This window comes from Streptomyces sp. NPDC040718, assembly GCF_055593565.1.
This window is the reverse complement of sequence record NZ_JBVIXO010000012.1, coordinates 129,379-144,623: the sequence shown is the minus strand read 5'-3', so window position 1 is coordinate 144,623 and position 15,245 is coordinate 129,379. Positions and strand designations below refer to the sequence as shown.

Genomic DNA, 15,245 nt, shown 5'->3' with positions numbered 1-15,245 from the left:
GGGGGCGCCCCTTGGCGGGGCGCCCCTGCCCGTCACTCAGTTGGACAGCCGTGCACCGGTCGACGTCGAGAAAACATGGATCTCGTCCGGACGCGGAACCACGTGCAGCGAGGAGCCCTTCTCGGGCACCTGGCGGCCGTTCACGCGGACCACGATGTCCTGGCCGTCGCGGCTGCCGTACACGTAGCCGTCGGCACCCAGCTCCTCGACCACGTTCACGGTGATCGTCAGACCGCCGGTGTCGCCGATGTCGAAGTGCTCGGGACGCACGCCGACGGTGACGGTCTTGTCGCCCGAGTCGGCGGCGGCGGACAGCGCCTCGCGCGACACCGGGACCACGCTCTCGCCGAACTTCACGCCGCCGTCGGTGATCGGGACCTCGACGAGGTTCATGGCGGGCGAGCCGATGAACCCGGCGACGAACAGGTTCGCCGGCCGGTCGTACATGTTGCGCGGGGTGTCGACCTGCTGGAGCAGCCCGTCCTTGAGGACGGCCACGCGGTCGCCCATGGTCATGGCCTCGACCTGGTCGTGGGTGACGTACACGGTGGTGATGCCGAGGTCGCGCTGGAGCGCGGCGATCTGCGTACGGGTGGACACGCGGAGCTTGGCGTCGAGGTTCGACAGCGGCTCGTCCATGAGGAACACCTGCGGCTTGCGCACGATGGCCCGGCCCATGGCGACGCGCTGGCGCTGACCGCCGGAGAGCGCCTTCGGCTTGCGGTCGAGGTACTGGGTGAGGTCCAGCATCTTCGCCGCCTCCTCCACCTTGCGGCGGATGGTGGCCTTGTCCTCGCCGGCGATCTTGAGCGCGAAGCCCATGTTGTCGGCGACGGTCATGTGCGGGTACAGGGCGTAGTTCTGGAACACCATCGCGATGTCCCGGTCCTTGGGCGGCAGGTGCGTGACGTCGCGGTCGCCGATGCGGATGGCGCCGCCGTTGACGTCCTCCAGGCCCGCGAGCATGCGCAGGGAGGTGGACTTGCCGCAGCCGGAGGGGCCGACGAGGACGAGGAACTCGCCGTCCTCGATCTCCAGCTCCAGCTGGTCGACGGCGGGCTTGTCGCCGCCCGGGTAGAGGCGGGTCGCCTTGTCGAAGGTGACAGAAGCCATGGTTGTGAATCCCTTCTACCGGCAGGAACGTGCCGGACGATCCGAGTGGAAGGTCTAGTCCAGTCGACTGGACTCCGCCCGACGCTACCCGGCGGAACGGCTCCTGTCAGCCCCCGGCCGGCGCGGCGACCGTCACCCCGGCCTGCTTTCCTCCCGGCATGAGCGTTCACGAGATCCTCCCGGCCTGCCCGCCCCTGACGGAAGCGGTGGTGGCGGTCCTGAACCCGGAGGCGGACTTCGCGGGCGTGGCGGCGGCGGCCGCGCGGATCGGGTATCCGGTGGCCGGGGTGCGGGATCAATGTGATGGCTCGGGGAATCGGGCGCTGTGTAGAGTGATGGCGGCTCCACGCGCAGTAGGTCGCGGGTGGTGTTGTGCCGCCTTAGCTCAGTTGGCTAGAGCGCTTGACTTGTAATCTTGAGGTCGTCGGTTCGATTCCGACAGGCGGCTCCGTCCCAGGCCAGAGGGTTGACGGCCAAGGGAACTCGTACAGAAGCGGAAGGCCCCGGGTGATCACCCGGGGCCTTTTCTTATGCCTCAGTCGCGGCCCGAGACGCGGTTGGCCAGGCGGGCCAGGGGGGTCGTCGTGGGGCGGTGGGTGGTGGATTCGCGGCGGTCCGCCTCGCGGTAGGCGGCGTAGAGGGCGTGGACGCCCAGCCAGCGGAAGGGCTCCGGCTCCCAGCGGCGGACGCGGTGGTGGACCCAGGGGAGCGCGGTCAGCTCCGTGGTGTCGCCGAGGACCAGGTCGCGCAGGGTGCGGCCGGCGAGGTTGGCGGTGGCCACGCCGGAGCCGACGTAGCCTCCGGCCCAGCCCAGGCCCGTGGTGGCGTCCAGGGTGACGGTGGCGCACCAGTCGCGGGGGACGCCGAGGACGCCCGACCAGGCGTGGGTGATCTCCGTGCCGGTGAGGAGGGGGAAGAAGGTGGTGAGGAGGGAGGTGAGGGCCGTGATGGTGGTCGGCTGGGTGCGGCCGTCGTTGTCGGTGCGGGAGCCGAAGCGGTACGGGACCCCGCGGCCGCCGATCGCGATGCGGTCGTCGGCGGTGCGCTGGGCGTACATGTAGGCGTGGGCCATGTCGCCCAGGAGCGGGGCGTCCTGCCAGCCCAGCTGATCCCAGGCGGAGGGCGGCAGGGGGGCCGTGACGATCATCGAGGAGTTCATGGGGAGCCAGGTGCGCTTCTGGCCCTTGAGGGCGGCGGTGAAGCCCTCGGTGCAGCGCAGGACGTACGGGGCGCGGACGGTGCCGTAGGGGGTGACGGCGCGGCGGGGGGCGATCTCGGTGACGGGGGTGGACTCGTGGATCACGACGCCGAGGCGGTCGCAGGCGGCGGCCAGGCCGCGGACGAGCTTGAGGGGGTGGATGCGGGCGCCGTGGGGGGTCCAGCTGGAGCCGACGGCGTCGGCGATGTCGACGCGGGCGCGGGTGGCGGGGGCGTCGTACAGCTCGCGGCCGGTCTCGCCGAAGGAGAGCTCGGCGGTGTGGAAGGCCTTGAGGCGGGTGAGCTGGGCGGGGGTGCGGGCGACTTCGAGGACTCCGCCGCGGTGGATGTCGGCGTCGATGTCTTCCTTGGCCGCCACGTCGATGACTTCGGTGACGGTGTCGTTCATGGCGTGCTGGAGGCGGCGGGCGGCTTCGTGGCCGTGCCGGGCGGCGTAGCGGTCGCGGCCGGCGATGCCGTTGTAGAGCCAGCCGCCGTTGCGGCCGGAGGCGCCGTAGCCGCAGAACTTCTGCTCCAGGACGGTGACGCGGAGGTCGGGGGCGGCGCGCTTGAGGTAGTAGGCGGTCCACAGGCCCGTGTAGCCGCCGCCGACGATGGCGACGTCTGCCGTGGCGTCGGTGGTGAGGGGTGCGCGGGGTGGCTGGTGGGCCGTCGTGTCGGTCGCGTACCAGAAGGAGATACCGCCGTTGATCGTCATGGGGGAGTTGGTACACGCGGTCGCGCGGGGGTGTCCAGGGACCGGATGTCGTGGCCGGGGGCCGGTTGCGCGGCGGGATGTTCGATGTGGGCGCGGGGTGGTCGGCCGTAGGGTGGCGGGGTGATCCGTGATGCGGTTGTTGACGATGTTGCCGAAATCCACTCCATGATCCGGGAGTTGGCGGAGTACGAGAAGGTGCCGCACGAGGCGCGCGCGACGCCGGAGCAGTTGCGCGAGGCGTTGTTCGGGGAGCGCCCGGCTGCGTTCGCGCACATTGCGGAGACGGACGCCGGGGAGGTGGTGGGCTTCTCGGTGTGGTTCCTGAGCTTCTCGACGTGGCGCGGGGTCCACGGGATCTACCTGGAGGATCTGTACGTGCGGCCGGGTGTGCGCGGAGGCGGGTACGGGAAGGCGCTGCTGGCGGAGTTGGCGCGGACCTGTGTGGCGCGGGGGTACCAGCGGCTGGAGTGGTCGGTGTTGAAGTGGAACGCGCCGACGATCGAGTTCTACGAGGCGCTGGGCGCGCGGCCGCAGGAGGAGTGGTCGGTGTACCGGCTGACGGACGGGGCGCTGGCGCGGCTGGGCGGGGCGGGTTAGCGGGGCCGTTGTCGGTGCCGTGGGCCACGATGGGCACATGGCGCGGAACGGGCGGGCGAAGGCGAAGGTGAAGGTGGCGGAGGCTCGGCGGCCGGAGGTCCGGCTGCCGGAGCTGGTGGTGTGGGAGGGCGGTGGGCTGGAGCCGGACGGGGATTACGACGGGCTGGAGTTCGCGGACCTGGATCTGGCGGGGCAGGAGGGTGTCGGGGCGCGGTTCATGGACTGCGCGCTGCGGCGGTGCGGGCTGGACGGGGCGGGTCTGGCGAAGGCGCGGTTCCTGGATTCGGTGCTGGAGGGCGTCCGGGGTGTGGGGGCCGACCTGTCGGGGGCTTCGCTGCGGGATGTCGAGGTGGTGGAGGCGCGGCTCGGCGGTGTGCAGTTGCACGGGGCGGCGCTGGAGCGGGTCCTCGTACGCGGCGGCAAGATCGACTACCTGAACCTGCGGGCGGCGCGGCTGCGGGACGTGGTGTTCGAGGGGTGTGTGCTGGTGGAGCCGGACTTCGGGGGTGCGGTGCTGGAGCGGGTGGAGTTCCGGGACTGTGTGGTGCGGGGCGCGGACTTCACGGGGGCGCGGCTGGCGGATGTGGATCTGCGGGGGGCCGCGGAGCTGGGGATCGCGCGGGGGGTGGAGGCGTTGGCGGGCGCGGTGATCAGTCCCGGGCAGTTGTTCGAGCTTGCGCCGTCGCTGGCGGCGCACCTGGGGCTGCGGGTGGTGGGGTAGCGGAGACACCGCCCACCGGACGGGTCCGGCCCGCACGGACGGGGGTCGTGCGGGCCGGGCGCCGGGGTGGTGTCAGTGCTTCTTCGGGTCCTCGGCGTTGCGCCAGACCGTGAGGTCGACGGTGATGTAGTTGCTGGCGTCCTTGGTGTCGGACCTGCCGCGGTAGGTGGCCACCGCGATGTGTCCGGCGTCGCTGAGCACGCAGATCTCGGTGCCGTCGCCGAGCTGGTCGAGCTTGATCGTCTCGGTGTAGCGGGTCTCCGTGCGGCAGGTTTCCAGGGAGCCCTTCTGGGCGTTGTTCAGCACGACGAGCTTGCCGTTGTCGGTGCCGAGTTCTTTGCCGATGATCACGTCGGAGGAGTAGAAGAGGTCTCCGTGGTTGTAGTGCACGCCGTTGCTGCCGCCTGAGGTGGGGCGTGGCGGGTTGTCCGCGAGCATGAGCTGGTAGTCGGCCGTGATGTCGATGCCCTGGTACGAGGCGGGGGTGGGGTCGGGCCGCTTCTGGTTCTTGTTCTGGGCGGCGGAGCTCCCGGGGCTGGGGGCGGTGCCGCTGTTGCCGCCGTTGGAGCGGCTGCTGCCGGTGCTGGTCTTCCTGTCCTTGGCGGAGCCGTCGGGGAGCAGGGAGACGATGACGGCGATGCCGATGATCGCGCCGATGACGGCTCCGGCGATGATCCGCCCGTTGGGCTTGGAGTTCTGGGGGGCGGCGGTCGGGTAGCCGGGCGGCGGGGTCTGGTATCCGGGCGGAGGCGTGTGGTAGCCGGGCGGCGGGGTCTGGTATCCGGGCGGCGGGGTGGGGTAGCCCGGGGCGGCCGGGGCCGTCTGCGTCGGCGCGTACGCGGGGGCCGGGGGCTGGAGCGGGAACTCGGCCGGCTGGGCGGGCTGGGCCGGGGCGGTGGCCGGCTGCGGGGGCGCGGAGAGTTCGGTCGGGGTGGGCGCGGCGGCGGGCTGCGGCGGCGGGGTCCTGGCCGGTTCGGGCAGGCGCAGGCGTTCGGTGATGGAACCGGCGACGGCCTTGGGGAGCCAGTCCTCGCCCTGGCGCAGTGGCGCCGGGGAGAGGGCGTGGCACATTTCGATGATCTCGGTGAGGGTGGGCCGTCCGGCGGGGTCGCGGCTCAGGCAGCGGGTCACCAGGGGCTTCAGCTCGGCGGGCAGGGCGCTGAGGTCGGGGTCCTCGTGCACGATGCGGTAGAGGATCGCGTGCGAGTTCCCGTCGCCGTACGCGGGGGCGCCGATCGCCGCGAAGGCGATGATCTGGCCGAGGGCGAAGATGTCGGTGGCGGCGGTGACCGTGCCGGTGGAGGCCTGCTCGGGTGCCATGAAGGCGGGCGTGCCGACGCTGACACCGCTGCTGGTGAGGGAGGTGGCGTCGGCGGCGCGGGCGATGCCGAAGTCGATGACGCGGGGGCCGTCGGAGGCGAGGAGCACGTTCGCCGGCTTCAGGTCGCGGTGGACGATGTCCGCGCCGTGGATGACGTGCAGGGCCTCGGCGACCCCGATGGTCAGCAGCAGGACGCTGCGCAGCGGCAGCCGGCCGTGGCCGGAGACGGCGTGCGCGAGGGAGGGGCCCGGGACGTAGGCGGTGGCCAGCCAGGGCTGTGCGCCGTCGGTGTCGAAGTCGATGACGGGGGCCGTGTACAGGCCCTGGACCCGCTGTGCGGCGCGTACTTCCTGCTGGAACCGCCGCCGGAACTCGGGGTCTTCGCTGAACTCGGGCCGGATCACCTTGAGGGCGACGGGCCGTCCGCCGAGCGTGTACGAGAGGTACACCTTGCCCATGCCGCCGGCGCCGAGCACGGCGCTGAGGCGGTAGCCGCCCACGGTGGCCGGGTCGTCCTGCCCGAGCGGTTGGAAGAGTTCGGTCGGATGTGTGCCGCTCATGAAAGAAACCGTCCCCCATCAGGCAGTTCAAAGCCTGCCGACGCCTGAAGCCAACCGGGAGAGGGTATCCAACACCGTCCCCGGTCGGCCCGCGTGGCGTTCGGAGCCGGTTCAGCGGGCCGGCCGGGGGCGGCGGCGCCGGTGGTAGGCGCAGGTGAGGGCCAGGATCAGGGGGCCCCAGAGGACGAAGAGGCCGCTGGTGACGAGGGCGAGGGCGCGCCACCAGCCGTTGGCGTAGGGGACGTCGGAGAATCCGGCGAGGTCGAAGGCGCAGAGGATCCAGTCGACGAGCAGCAGGGTGAAGCCGATGCCCGCGAGGGCGGCGGGCACGGTGACCGCGTACGGGGGGACGCGCCTGCCGCGCAGTACGGGGACCCAGGCGGGGACGGTCTCGCCCCAGGGGCGGACGAGGCCGGAGCAGAGGAGGGCGAAGGCCTCGGAGAGCAGGCTGAGGGCGAGGACGTAGGGGACGGTGACCCACACCGGCTGGGTGGTGGGGGGCAGGTCCATTCCCATGAGGAAGCCGAAGCCGATGGGCAGCCGCCACAGGCACACCGGCAGGGCGAGCAGCGGCAGCAGGCGGGCGGTGGTCCGGGCCCAGTGGGGGACGGGGTGTTCGGTGGTGTGCGGAGTCATGCGTCCAGCCTTCCGGCGGGGTGGCCGGCGGGGATCGGGCGCGGGGGTGATCCGGCTCCCCCGGGTGGGGGAGGGCCGGCTCCGGCGGGTACCGGTCAGGCGGGTACGCGGGGGAAGCGGGACTGGAGCGTCCAGATGACCGGGTTGTCGCCGAGGCCCTCGTGCATGTCGACGAGGTCGGCGATCAGGTCGTGGAGGAAGTCGCGGGCTTCGCGGCGCAGCAGGCGGTGGCCGAAGGTGAGGGGTTCTTCCTCGGGGGCCATCCAGTCGGCTTCGATGTCGACCCAGCCGAAGCGGCGTTCGAAGAGCATGCGGTCGGCGGACTCGGTGAAGTCGAGTTCGGCGTACTGGCGGTTGGCGGAGCGGCTGCCGCGGGGGTCGTCGTCGAGCTGTTCGACGATGTCGCACAGTGCCCAGGCGAAGTCGAGTACGGGTACCCATCCCCAGGCTGTGGACACTTCCGTGTCCTTTTCGGTGTCGGCGAGGTAGACGTCGCCGCAGAACAGGTCGTGCCGCAGGGTGTGGACGTCCGCGGAGCGGTAGTCGGTCTGCGGGGGGTCGGGGAAGCGCCGGGAGAGGGAGTAGCCGATGTCGAGCACGTTCCCGATGGTGTCACGGGTGTGCCTCTCCCGGCGCGGGGGGCGGTGCGGGGGTGGCCGGTGCGGCCGGGGTCAGCGGACGTTGACGGCGGTCCAGGCGGCGGCGACGCGGGCGGTCTCGGGGGCGGAGGGGCCGTAGAGGTCGGCCGCGGCGCGGAGGGTGGCGGCGCGGGCGCCGGCGTAGTTGGTGGTGGAGCGCATGTGGAGGGTCAGCGCCCGGTACCAGATGCGGGTGGCCTTGTCGCGGCCGATGCCGAGGAGCTTGGAGCCGTCGTGGGTGGGGGAGTCGTAGGCGACGCCGTCGATGACCTTGGGGCCGCTGCCTTCGGCGAGGAGGTAGTAGAAGTGCCGGGCGGGGCCGGAGCCGGCGTGCGGGTCGAGGCCGGCGATGTCGGGCGACCAGTAGTCGCGGGAGACGCCGTCGGCGCTGGGGCGGTCCATGCGGCGGGGCGGGCCGTCGAAGACGCGTTCGCCGAGGAGGTAGTCGCCGGGGTCCGCCTTGTTCTCCGCGAAGAACTCGCCGGCGGTGGCGAGGATGTCCGAGGTGCCCTCGTTGAGGGCGCCGGGCTCGCCGCTGTAGCCGAGGCGGGCGGTGGAGGCGGTCAGGCCGTGGGCCAGTTCGTGGCCGACGACGTCGAGGGAGGTCGGCGGGCGGCCGGGGGTGGTGCCGTCGCCGTACGTGACGCAGGCGCAGCTGTCGCTCCAGAAGGCGTTGCCGAAGCCGGTGCCGTAGTGGACGCGGGAGGTGGTGCCGACGCCGTCGCCGCGGACGCCGTTGCGGTTGAAGGCGGCCTTGTAGAAGTCCCAGGTCACGGCGGTGGCGTAGTGGACGTCGGCGGCGGCCGTCTGGCGGTGGGCGGGGGTGCCGTCGCCCCAGGTGTTGTCGGCGTCGGTGAAGGGGACGCCGGGGTTGCCGGTCTGGTTGAGGGCGTCGAGGGTGCGCTGGCCGCCGCGGGTGGGGTCCTGGAGCTGGTAGGCGGTGCCGGTGTACGTGGTGCCGAGGGGGACGGTGCCGGAGTACTGGGTGAGGCCGGTGCCGGTTGCTGCGGCGCTGGCTGCGGTGGCGGGGGTGGTGGCCGTGAGGGCGGTCGCGCCGAGCAGGGCCGCGGTGGCGGCGGTGAGGGCGAGGCGGCGGCGGGGGCGGTGGGGGTGTGACACGCGGGCTCCTTCGCGGTTGCCGGGGTGGCGGCGGGGCCGAGCGTGCCATCGGGGGCGGGGGGTGGGGCAGGTGTGCGGCGGGGGGTTGTCCGAAGAGCGGGGCGGAGTGTCCGGATCCGGGCCCCTGCCCCCGCCCTGGCCGGGCGGGGGCAGGGGCCCGGATCCGGACGGCCGGGTCAGTTGTCCAGGGCCTGGTAGGTCGTGGTCCAGAAGTCGTGGATCACTCGGGCCGGGGCCGGGGTGGAGAGGCCGACCTGCATCAGGAGGATGCCGGTGAGCTCGTTGTGCGGGTCGGCGTAGACCGAGGTGCCGGTGCCGCCGTCCCAGCCGAACTGGCCGACGGGCGCGTAGTCGCCGCGGTAGGTGCGGACCGCCATGCCGAAGCCCCAGCCGCCCTGCTGGCCCTGGCCGAAGGACACGTGGACGGCGCCGCGGGCCAGGGCGGAGCGGGCGCTCTCCTGCTCGGCCGTGAGGCAGTTGGAGGTCATCAGCTCGACGGCGGGCCGGGACAGGATCCGCTCGGTCCCGTGCGTGCCCTGGTTCAGGAGCATGCGGAAGTACGCGTGGTAGTCGTCGACGGTGGAGACCAGGCCGCCGCCGCCGGACTGGAACTGCGGGGCCTGGCTGTAGCGGCCGCCCTCGGCCTCGTCCCAGACCATGAACTCGCCGGTCATCGGGTTGGGGGCGTAGCAGGGGGGCAGTCGGTCGAGCTTGTCGCCGGGGACGTGGAAGCCGGTGTCCTTCATGCCCAGCGGGTCGAGGACGCGGTCGCGCAGGACGTCCTCGAACGGCTTGCCCGTGACCCGGGAGACGAGCACGCCGAGCACGTCGTGGCTGAGGTGGTAGCCCCAGTGCTCGCCGGGCTGGTACATCAGCGGGAGCTCGCCGAGGCGGCGCATCCACTCGTCCTGCTCGGGCGCCGGGACGACGCCCTGGCTGAAGACGGCCTTCTCCTGGAGGGCGACCTGGATGGGCGAGCCGATGGTCGACAGGTCGATGCCGAGGCCGAAGGTGGAGGTCACCAGGTCCCGTACGGTGATCGGCCGCTTCGCCGGCACGGTCTCGTCGAGCGGGGCGTCGGGCCGGGTCAGGACCTGGCGGTCGGCGAGCTCGGGCAGCCATTCCTGCACGAGGTCGTCCAGGCGCAGCTCGCACTCGTCGAGGAGGGCCATCACCGGGGCCATCGCGACCGGCTTGGACGTGGACGCCATCCGGAAGATCGTGTCGCGGCGCATCGGTGTGCCGCCGTCGTGGTGTGTCGTGCCGATCGCCTCGACGTGCGTCTCGGCGCCGCGGCTGACGAGGGCGACGACTCCGGGGATCTTCCCCGAGTCGACGTGGCGGGTCAGGACGTCGCGCATCCTGCGCAGGCCCGCCTCGGAGAATCCGTTGCTCTGTCCCATCGTCGATCTCCCCCTGAGTGTTTGGGAACTGCTGAACTCGCTCGAAGCTACATTGCGTTTATGGATCCGTCAACGAAGCTTTGCGGCCTAACTGACCTAATGGATCGGGGGTTGAGGGATTGGCATTGCAATGACTGTGGGGGTGAACGCAAGGGTGGCCGGAGGGTGGATTGCAATGGGGTTGGTGCGGATGCATACTGCGCGTGTCGAGGAGGGGAGGCGGGTGCCGATGCCCGGAGGACGGCTCACCGGCGAGGACCGACGGCACATCGCCGCATGGCTGGCCGAAGGCCTCGGATACACGGAGATCGGCCGCCGGCTGGGGCGGCCCGCCTCGACCGTCATGCGGGAGGTCACCCGCAACGGCGGGCCCGAGGAGTACGGGGCCGAGCGGGCGCAGGACGCCACCCGGGACCGTGCGCGCCGCCGCAGGCAGCCGGCGCGGCCCCCGGCGCCGCAGCCCGCGGACGGCGGCCAGGGGCGCGACCCGCACGCGGTGCGCGAGTTTACGGACTCCTTCACTGGTCTGCTGGCCAAGCAGGGCCTGCCCCCGATGGTCTCCAGGGTGCTCGCCTGCCTCTACACCACCGACTCGGGCGCCCTCACCGCCGCCGAGCTGGTCGAGCGGCTCCACGTCAGCCCGGCGTCCGTCTCGCACGCCGTCACCTGGCTCGAACAGCAGGGGATGCTCCGGCGGGAACGGCCGCCCGGCGCGCGCCGCGAGCGCTACGCCATCGACGACGAGCTGTGGCTGCGGTCGCTGCTGGCGGCCGCGCAGATGAACGACGTACTGGTGGCGGAGTCGCAGCGCGGCGCCGAGATCCTCGGCGCCGCGACTCCGGCGGGCGCGCGCTTCGAGTCCTCCGCCGAGCTGCTCACGCTCGTGAACGAGTCCCTGCGGCGGTCGATGGAGGAGTGGCGGCGGAGGCTGGCCGAACGTGCCGCCGCCGGCGGCACCCCCTAGGAGGGCAGCAGGCGCTGTTCCTTGGCCACCGCCACCGCGCCCGCGCGGGTGTCGACGCCGAGCTTGTCGTAGATGCGGCCCAGGTGGGTCTTGACCGTGGCCTCGCTGATGAACAGCGCGCGGGCGATGTCCCGGTTGCCCAGGCCCCGGGCCAGCTGGCCCAGGATGTCGAGTTCGCGGTCGGTGAGGGTGGGGCGCGTACCGCGCATGTGGGCCATGACCCGGCTGGCGACGGGCGCGGACAGCGTGGTGCGGCCGGCCGCCGCCGAGTGGATGGCGGCGAACAGCTCCTCGGGGCGTTCCGCCTTCAGCAGGTAGCCGGTCGCGCCCGCGCCGATCGCCCGGGTGATGTCCGCGTCCGTGTCGTACGTGGTGAGGACCAGGACGTGCGGCGGCCGGGGGAGGGCCGTGATGCGGCGGGTGGCCTCGACGCCGTCGATGCCCTCGCCGAGCTGGAGGTCCATCAGGACCACGTCCGGCCGGAGCTTGGCGGCCAGCGCGACCGCCTCCTCGCCGCTGCCCGCCTCGCCGAGCACCTCGATGTCCGGCTCGCTGCCGAGGAGCGCGAGGAGACCGGCGCGGACCACCACGTGGTCGTCGCAGAGGAGGATCGTCGTCATCCCGTGGGCTCCAGGGGGATTGAGGCGGAGAGGACGGTGCCCTCGCCGGGGGTGGATTCGACCGTCAGGGTGCCGCCGAGCTGGCGCACGCGGGCGCGTATGGCCGGAAGGCCGTGACCGCGGCCGGGACCGCCTCCGGGGGTGGCGTCGGTGAAGCCCGCGCCGTCGTCCGCGATGTCCAGGACCACCTGGTCGCCGAGGAAGCTGAGGGTCAGGGCGGCGGTGTGCGCGTGCGCGTGCTCGCGGACGTTGGCCAGGGCGCCCTGGGCGATGCGCAGCAGGGCCGATTCGGTGCGGTCCGGGAGGGGGGCGGGTACGCCCTCCAGGTGGAACCGGACCTCGACGCCGGGTCCGGCGTCCAGGGCGCGCAGGGCCTCGGCGAGGCCGGCGCCGTTGTCCAGCTCGGGCGGCGCCAGGTCGTGGACCAGGCGGCGGGCCTCGGCGAGGCCGCGGGCCGCGATGCCGTTGGCGGTACGGACGTGCGCGCGGGCGGTGGCCGGGTCGCTGTCCCAGGTGCGGTCGGCGGCCTGGAGCAGCATCTGCTGGCTGGACAGGTGCTGGGCCAGCGTGTCGTGGATCTCCATGGACAGCCGCTGCCGTTCGGCGAGGGTGCCTTCGCGGCGTTCGGTGGCGGCGAGTTCCCGGCGGGTGCGGATCAGGTCGTCGATCAGCGCGCGCTGGGCGCGGGCCTGGCGCTCCATGTGGACGAAGACGGCCGTCGCGAGGGCGGCGATGGCGGGCGGGGCCAGGAGGAGGTTGGGGTCGAAGGCGGTGGAGAGCTTCATCTGCGCCGCGACGACGAAGACGGTGAGTACGGCGACCAGGGCGACGGCGGCACGCGGGGGGAGGGTGCGCAGGGCGGTGAAGAACAGCGGTACGGCGCACCAGGCGAAGCTCGGCGCGAGGACGACGAGCACCACCCAGGTCGCGACGACCAGGCCGAGCCAGAGCCTGCGGCGCAGGGTGGGGGCGGGGGCGTGCCGGTCGGTGGCGTGGGCGGCCTGGGTGACGCCGACGGCGGGGCCGAGGACGTACAGCAGGGCGAGGGCGACGCCGAGGGAGATCACCCAGGGGGTGCGGGGTTCGCCGGGGTGGCGGAGCAGGAAGCGGGCCACCGATGCGCCGAGCAGGAGGAAGAACGCCGTGTGCATGACGGTGGCGAGGGTGCGGGTGTCGGGCGCGGTCGCGGGGTGCCGGGTCACGGCGTGGCTCCTGGGGGTGCGGCGGTGGTATCCATACTGCCTTCGCCCTGGCCGGGCGGTGTGCGGGTGGGGCGGGCCGCTGCGCGGGCTGGAATCTCGCCGCGCGAAATCCAGCCCCGCCGGCGTTTGAGGCGCGGGGGTGCGGGGGCGGAGCCCCCGCAAGGGGTCCGGGCGCAGCCCGGGGAACGGTGGAAGGGCGGGTAGGGGACCGGCTCCGCGCAGCGGCAACGCCCCCGCCCGGCCGGGGCAGCGGCGGTCCCCGACCAGGTAAACGGGCGGCCAGCCCCGCCGCATCGACCGATCGGCTGACCCCGGGGTCAGCCGGTGCGGTCGCCGGGCCCAGCCGGTACGGGGACGGGTCGGGGCGGTGCCCGGGGCGAGGCTTGGAGGGAGCCAAGCCGACGACCCAACAGGAGCTGAAATGAACACCCGCACCCGCGTCCTCACCGGTACCGCCCTCGCCGTCGTCCTCGGCGCCGGGACCTTCGGCGCCGTCAGCGCCAGCGCCACCCCCGCCGCGCCGGCCAAGAAGGACTCGGACAAGAACTTCACCACCTCCACGCACCTCACCATCGGTGCCGCCACCCGCGCCGCGCAGGCCGCGCTGGAGGCCGCCGAGAAGGAGAACCAGAAGGTCACCGTCGCCGTGGTCGACCGCAACGGCAACACCATCGTCACCCTCCGCGGCGACGGTGCGGGCCCGCAGTCCTACGAGTCGGCGCAGCGCAAGGCCTACACCGCCGTGTCCTGGAACGCCCCGACCTCCGTCCTCGCCGGCCGCCTCGCCCAGGCCCCGAACCTGAAGGACATCCCCGGCACCCTGTTCCTCGGCGGCGGCGCCCCCGTCCAGTCGAGCGGCGCCCCGGTCGCCGGCATCGGCGTGGCCGGCGCCCCGAGCGGCGACCTGGACGAGAAGTTCGCCAAGGCCGGCGTGGAGTCCCTGCAGAAGTAAGGCCCGCTCCGCTCCTTAGGATTCGGTGCGTGGAACTCAAGCGCCTGGCCGTCCCCGCCGTCACCGCCCTGCTCGTCCTCGCGACGGGATGTACGGGCGCGACGGTGCAGGGGCGGCCCGGTGCGTCCGGGCTGCGCGATCCGTTCTTCCCCCGGGCGGGCAACGGCGGCTACCAGGTCGAGCACTACGCTCTGGACCTCGCCTACGCCCCCGCGGACGGGCAGCTGCACGGCACGGCCGTCATCACCGCCCGCGCCGAGCAGGGGCTCAGCTCCTTCAACCTCGACCTGAGCGGGCTGAAGGTCGAGGGCGTGGACGTGCAGGGCGCGGGGGCGCGGTACAACCGGACCGGCAACGAGCTGACGGTGCGCCCGGCCAAGGACGTGAGGAAGGGCGAGGTCTTCCGTACGACGGTCCACTACTCCGGGCGGCCGAAGCCGGTCGTCGATCCGGACGGGTCGCACGAGGGCTGGATCACCACCGGGGACGGTGCGGTCGCCGTCGGCGAGCCGGTGGGGTCGATGGGCTGGTTCCCGGGCAACCACCACCCGAGCGACAAGGCCGCGTACGACGTGACGATCACCGTCCCGGACGGGTACGAGGCCGTGTCCAACGGGCAGTTGCGCTCCCGCCGTGCGGTGGGGGACGGGCGGACGGAGTTCGCCTGGCACAGCCCGGAGCCGATGGCGAGCTACCTGGCGACGGTCGCCATCGGGAAGTTCAAGGTGAGCACCGGGCGGACCCCCTCGGGGGTCGAGGTGTACGACGCCGTCGCTCCCGGCGAGGCGGCGGGCAGCGAGGCGGCGCTGAAGCGGCTGCCGGAGATCGTGGAGTGGGGCAGCGCCAGGTTCGGCCCGTACCCCTTCGGCACCGCCGGTTCGATCGTGATGCCCGCGCAGACCCTGGAGTACGCGCTGGAAACGCAGACCAAGCCCGTCTACCCGGGCGCGCCCAATGAGGAGCTCGTGCTGCACGAGCTGGCCCACCAGTGGTTCGGGAACTCGGTCTCGCCGAAGTCCTGGAAGGACATGTGGCTCAACGAGGGCTTCGCCACGTACGCGGAGTGGCTGTGGTCCGAGGACCGGGGCGGGATCTCCGCGGAGCGCCGGTTCCGGGCGTTCCTGGCGGGTGACACCTCGGTCGACGACCAGGCCGACGGCGACTGGGCCGCGTTCCCGCCCGCCTCCCCGCCCGGTGCCGATCACGTCTCCGACTCGCCCGTGTACTACCGGGGTGCGATGGTCCTGCACCGGATCCGGCAGGAGGTGGGTGACGAGAAGTTCTTCGACCTGCTGCGCGGCTGGGCCGCCGACCACCGGTACGGGAACGCGAGCACCGCGGACTTCACGGCGTACGCGGAGCGGCGTACGGGCCACCGCCTGAAGAAGGTGTGGGACGTGTGGCTGTACGGGGAGGGCCGCCCCAAGGCGTAGGCCGCGCCTCCGGGCGCAGGTGGCCTGTATGCGACGCGGCTGACGCCGCGC

General features: G+C 72.8%; 14 protein-coding genes and 1 tRNA gene. 6 read left to right on the top strand and 9 right to left on the bottom strand.

Annotated elements, in window-relative coordinates:
• Nucleotides 1–36 precede the first annotated feature (36 nt).
• Nucleotides 37–1,113, bottom strand: a complete 1,077-nt coding sequence (locus ACZ597_RS26880) for an ABC transporter ATP-binding protein (RefSeq protein WP_471335010.1) — start codon at nt 1,111–1,113, stop codon at nt 37–39.
• Between the two features lie 374 nt (nt 1,114–1,487).
• On the opposite strand from ACZ597_RS26880, the gene ACZ597_RS26875 reads away from it, so the two are divergent.
• Nucleotides 1,488–1,561 (top strand) — tRNA-Thr (locus ACZ597_RS26875).
• A gap of 87 nt (nt 1,562–1,648) precedes the next feature.
• Here ACZ597_RS26875 and ACZ597_RS26870 read toward each other — a convergent pair.
• On the bottom strand, nt 1,649–3,028 hold the full coding sequence (locus ACZ597_RS26870) for an NAD(P)/FAD-dependent oxidoreductase (protein ID WP_471335008.1): 1,380 nt from the start codon (nt 3,026–3,028) through the stop codon (nt 1,649–1,651).
• A 120-nt stretch (nt 3,029–3,148) separates the two neighbouring features.
• Here ACZ597_RS26870 and ACZ597_RS26865 point away from each other — a divergent pair, with 120 nt between their 5' ends.
• A complete protein-coding gene (locus ACZ597_RS26865) occupies nt 3,149–3,625 on the top strand; it encodes a GNAT family N-acetyltransferase (RefSeq protein ID WP_471335006.1) in 477 nt (158 codons plus the stop codon).
• A 37-nt stretch (nt 3,626–3,662) separates the two neighbouring features.
• Complete coding sequence (locus ACZ597_RS26860) at nt 3,663–4,346, top strand: pentapeptide repeat-containing protein (RefSeq protein WP_471335004.1); 684 nt, start codon at nt 3,663–3,665, stop codon at nt 4,344–4,346.
• Between the two features lie 72 nt (nt 4,347–4,418).
• Here the strand turns inward: ACZ597_RS26860 and ACZ597_RS26855 are convergent, their stop codons facing one another.
• The 5 genes from ACZ597_RS26855 to ACZ597_RS26835 form a co-directional block, all read right to left on the bottom strand.
• The gene (locus ACZ597_RS26855) at nt 4,419–6,227 is read right to left on the bottom strand and encodes a serine/threonine-protein kinase (RefSeq protein WP_471335001.1); all 1,809 of its coding nucleotides are present in this window, start codon (nt 6,225–6,227) and stop codon (nt 4,419–4,421) included.
• Nucleotides 6,228–6,338: 111 nt separating this feature from the next.
• Nucleotides 6,339–6,863, bottom strand: a complete 525-nt coding sequence (locus ACZ597_RS26850) for a hypothetical protein (protein ID WP_471334998.1) — start codon at nt 6,861–6,863, stop codon at nt 6,339–6,341.
• A 95-nt stretch (nt 6,864–6,958) separates the two neighbouring features.
• Nucleotides 6,959–7,462, bottom strand: coding sequence for a hypothetical protein (locus tag ACZ597_RS26845; RefSeq protein ID WP_471334995.1), 504 nt, complete (start codon nt 7,460–7,462; stop codon nt 6,959–6,961).
• Nucleotides 7,463–7,534: 72 nt separating this feature from the next.
• Complete coding sequence (locus ACZ597_RS26840) at nt 7,535–8,620, bottom strand: M4 family metallopeptidase (RefSeq protein ID WP_471334993.1); 1,086 nt, start codon at nt 8,618–8,620, stop codon at nt 7,535–7,537.
• 176 nt (nt 8,621–8,796) lie between these two features.
• Nucleotides 8,797–10,023 carry a serine hydrolase domain-containing protein gene (locus ACZ597_RS26835; protein WP_471334990.1) on the bottom strand — a complete coding sequence of 409 codons (1,227 nt, stop codon included), beginning with the start codon at nt 10,021–10,023 and terminating at the stop codon, nt 8,797–8,799.
• A 229-nt stretch (nt 10,024–10,252) separates the two neighbouring features.
• On the opposite strand from ACZ597_RS26835, the gene ACZ597_RS26830 reads away from it, so the two are divergent.
• A complete protein-coding gene (locus tag ACZ597_RS26830; RefSeq protein ID WP_471335192.1) occupies nt 10,253–10,987 on the top strand; it encodes a GbsR/MarR family transcriptional regulator in 735 nt (244 codons plus the stop codon).
• On the opposite strand, the gene ACZ597_RS26825 is transcribed toward ACZ597_RS26830, so the two are convergent.
• Together ACZ597_RS26825 and ACZ597_RS26820 are read right to left on the bottom strand one after the other, a co-directional pair.
• A complete protein-coding gene (locus tag ACZ597_RS26825) occupies nt 10,984–11,607 on the bottom strand; it encodes a response regulator (protein WP_267033560.1) in 624 nt (207 codons plus the stop codon). The genes ACZ597_RS26830 and ACZ597_RS26825 overlap by 4 nt on opposite strands.
• Nucleotides 11,604–12,758: a sensor histidine kinase gene (locus ACZ597_RS26820; protein WP_471335189.1), complete on the bottom strand. Its 1,155-nt coding sequence runs from the start codon at nt 12,756–12,758 to the stop codon at nt 11,604–11,606. The genes ACZ597_RS26825 and ACZ597_RS26820 overlap by 4 nt, the downstream gene beginning before the upstream one ends.
• Before the next feature lie 472 nt (nt 12,759–13,230).
• Between ACZ597_RS26820 and ACZ597_RS26815 the strand changes: the two genes are divergently transcribed.
• Together ACZ597_RS26815 and ACZ597_RS26810 are read left to right on the top strand one after the other, a co-directional pair.
• On the top strand, nt 13,231–13,761 hold the full coding sequence (locus ACZ597_RS26815; RefSeq protein WP_471334986.1) for a GlcG/HbpS family heme-binding protein: 531 nt from the start codon (nt 13,231–13,233) through the stop codon (nt 13,759–13,761).
• A 29-nt stretch (nt 13,762–13,790) separates the two neighbouring features.
• Nucleotides 13,791–15,194, top strand: a complete 1,404-nt coding sequence (locus ACZ597_RS26810) for a M1 family metallopeptidase (protein WP_471334983.1) — start codon at nt 13,791–13,793, stop codon at nt 15,192–15,194.
• Nucleotides 15,195–15,245: the final 51 nt, after the last annotated feature.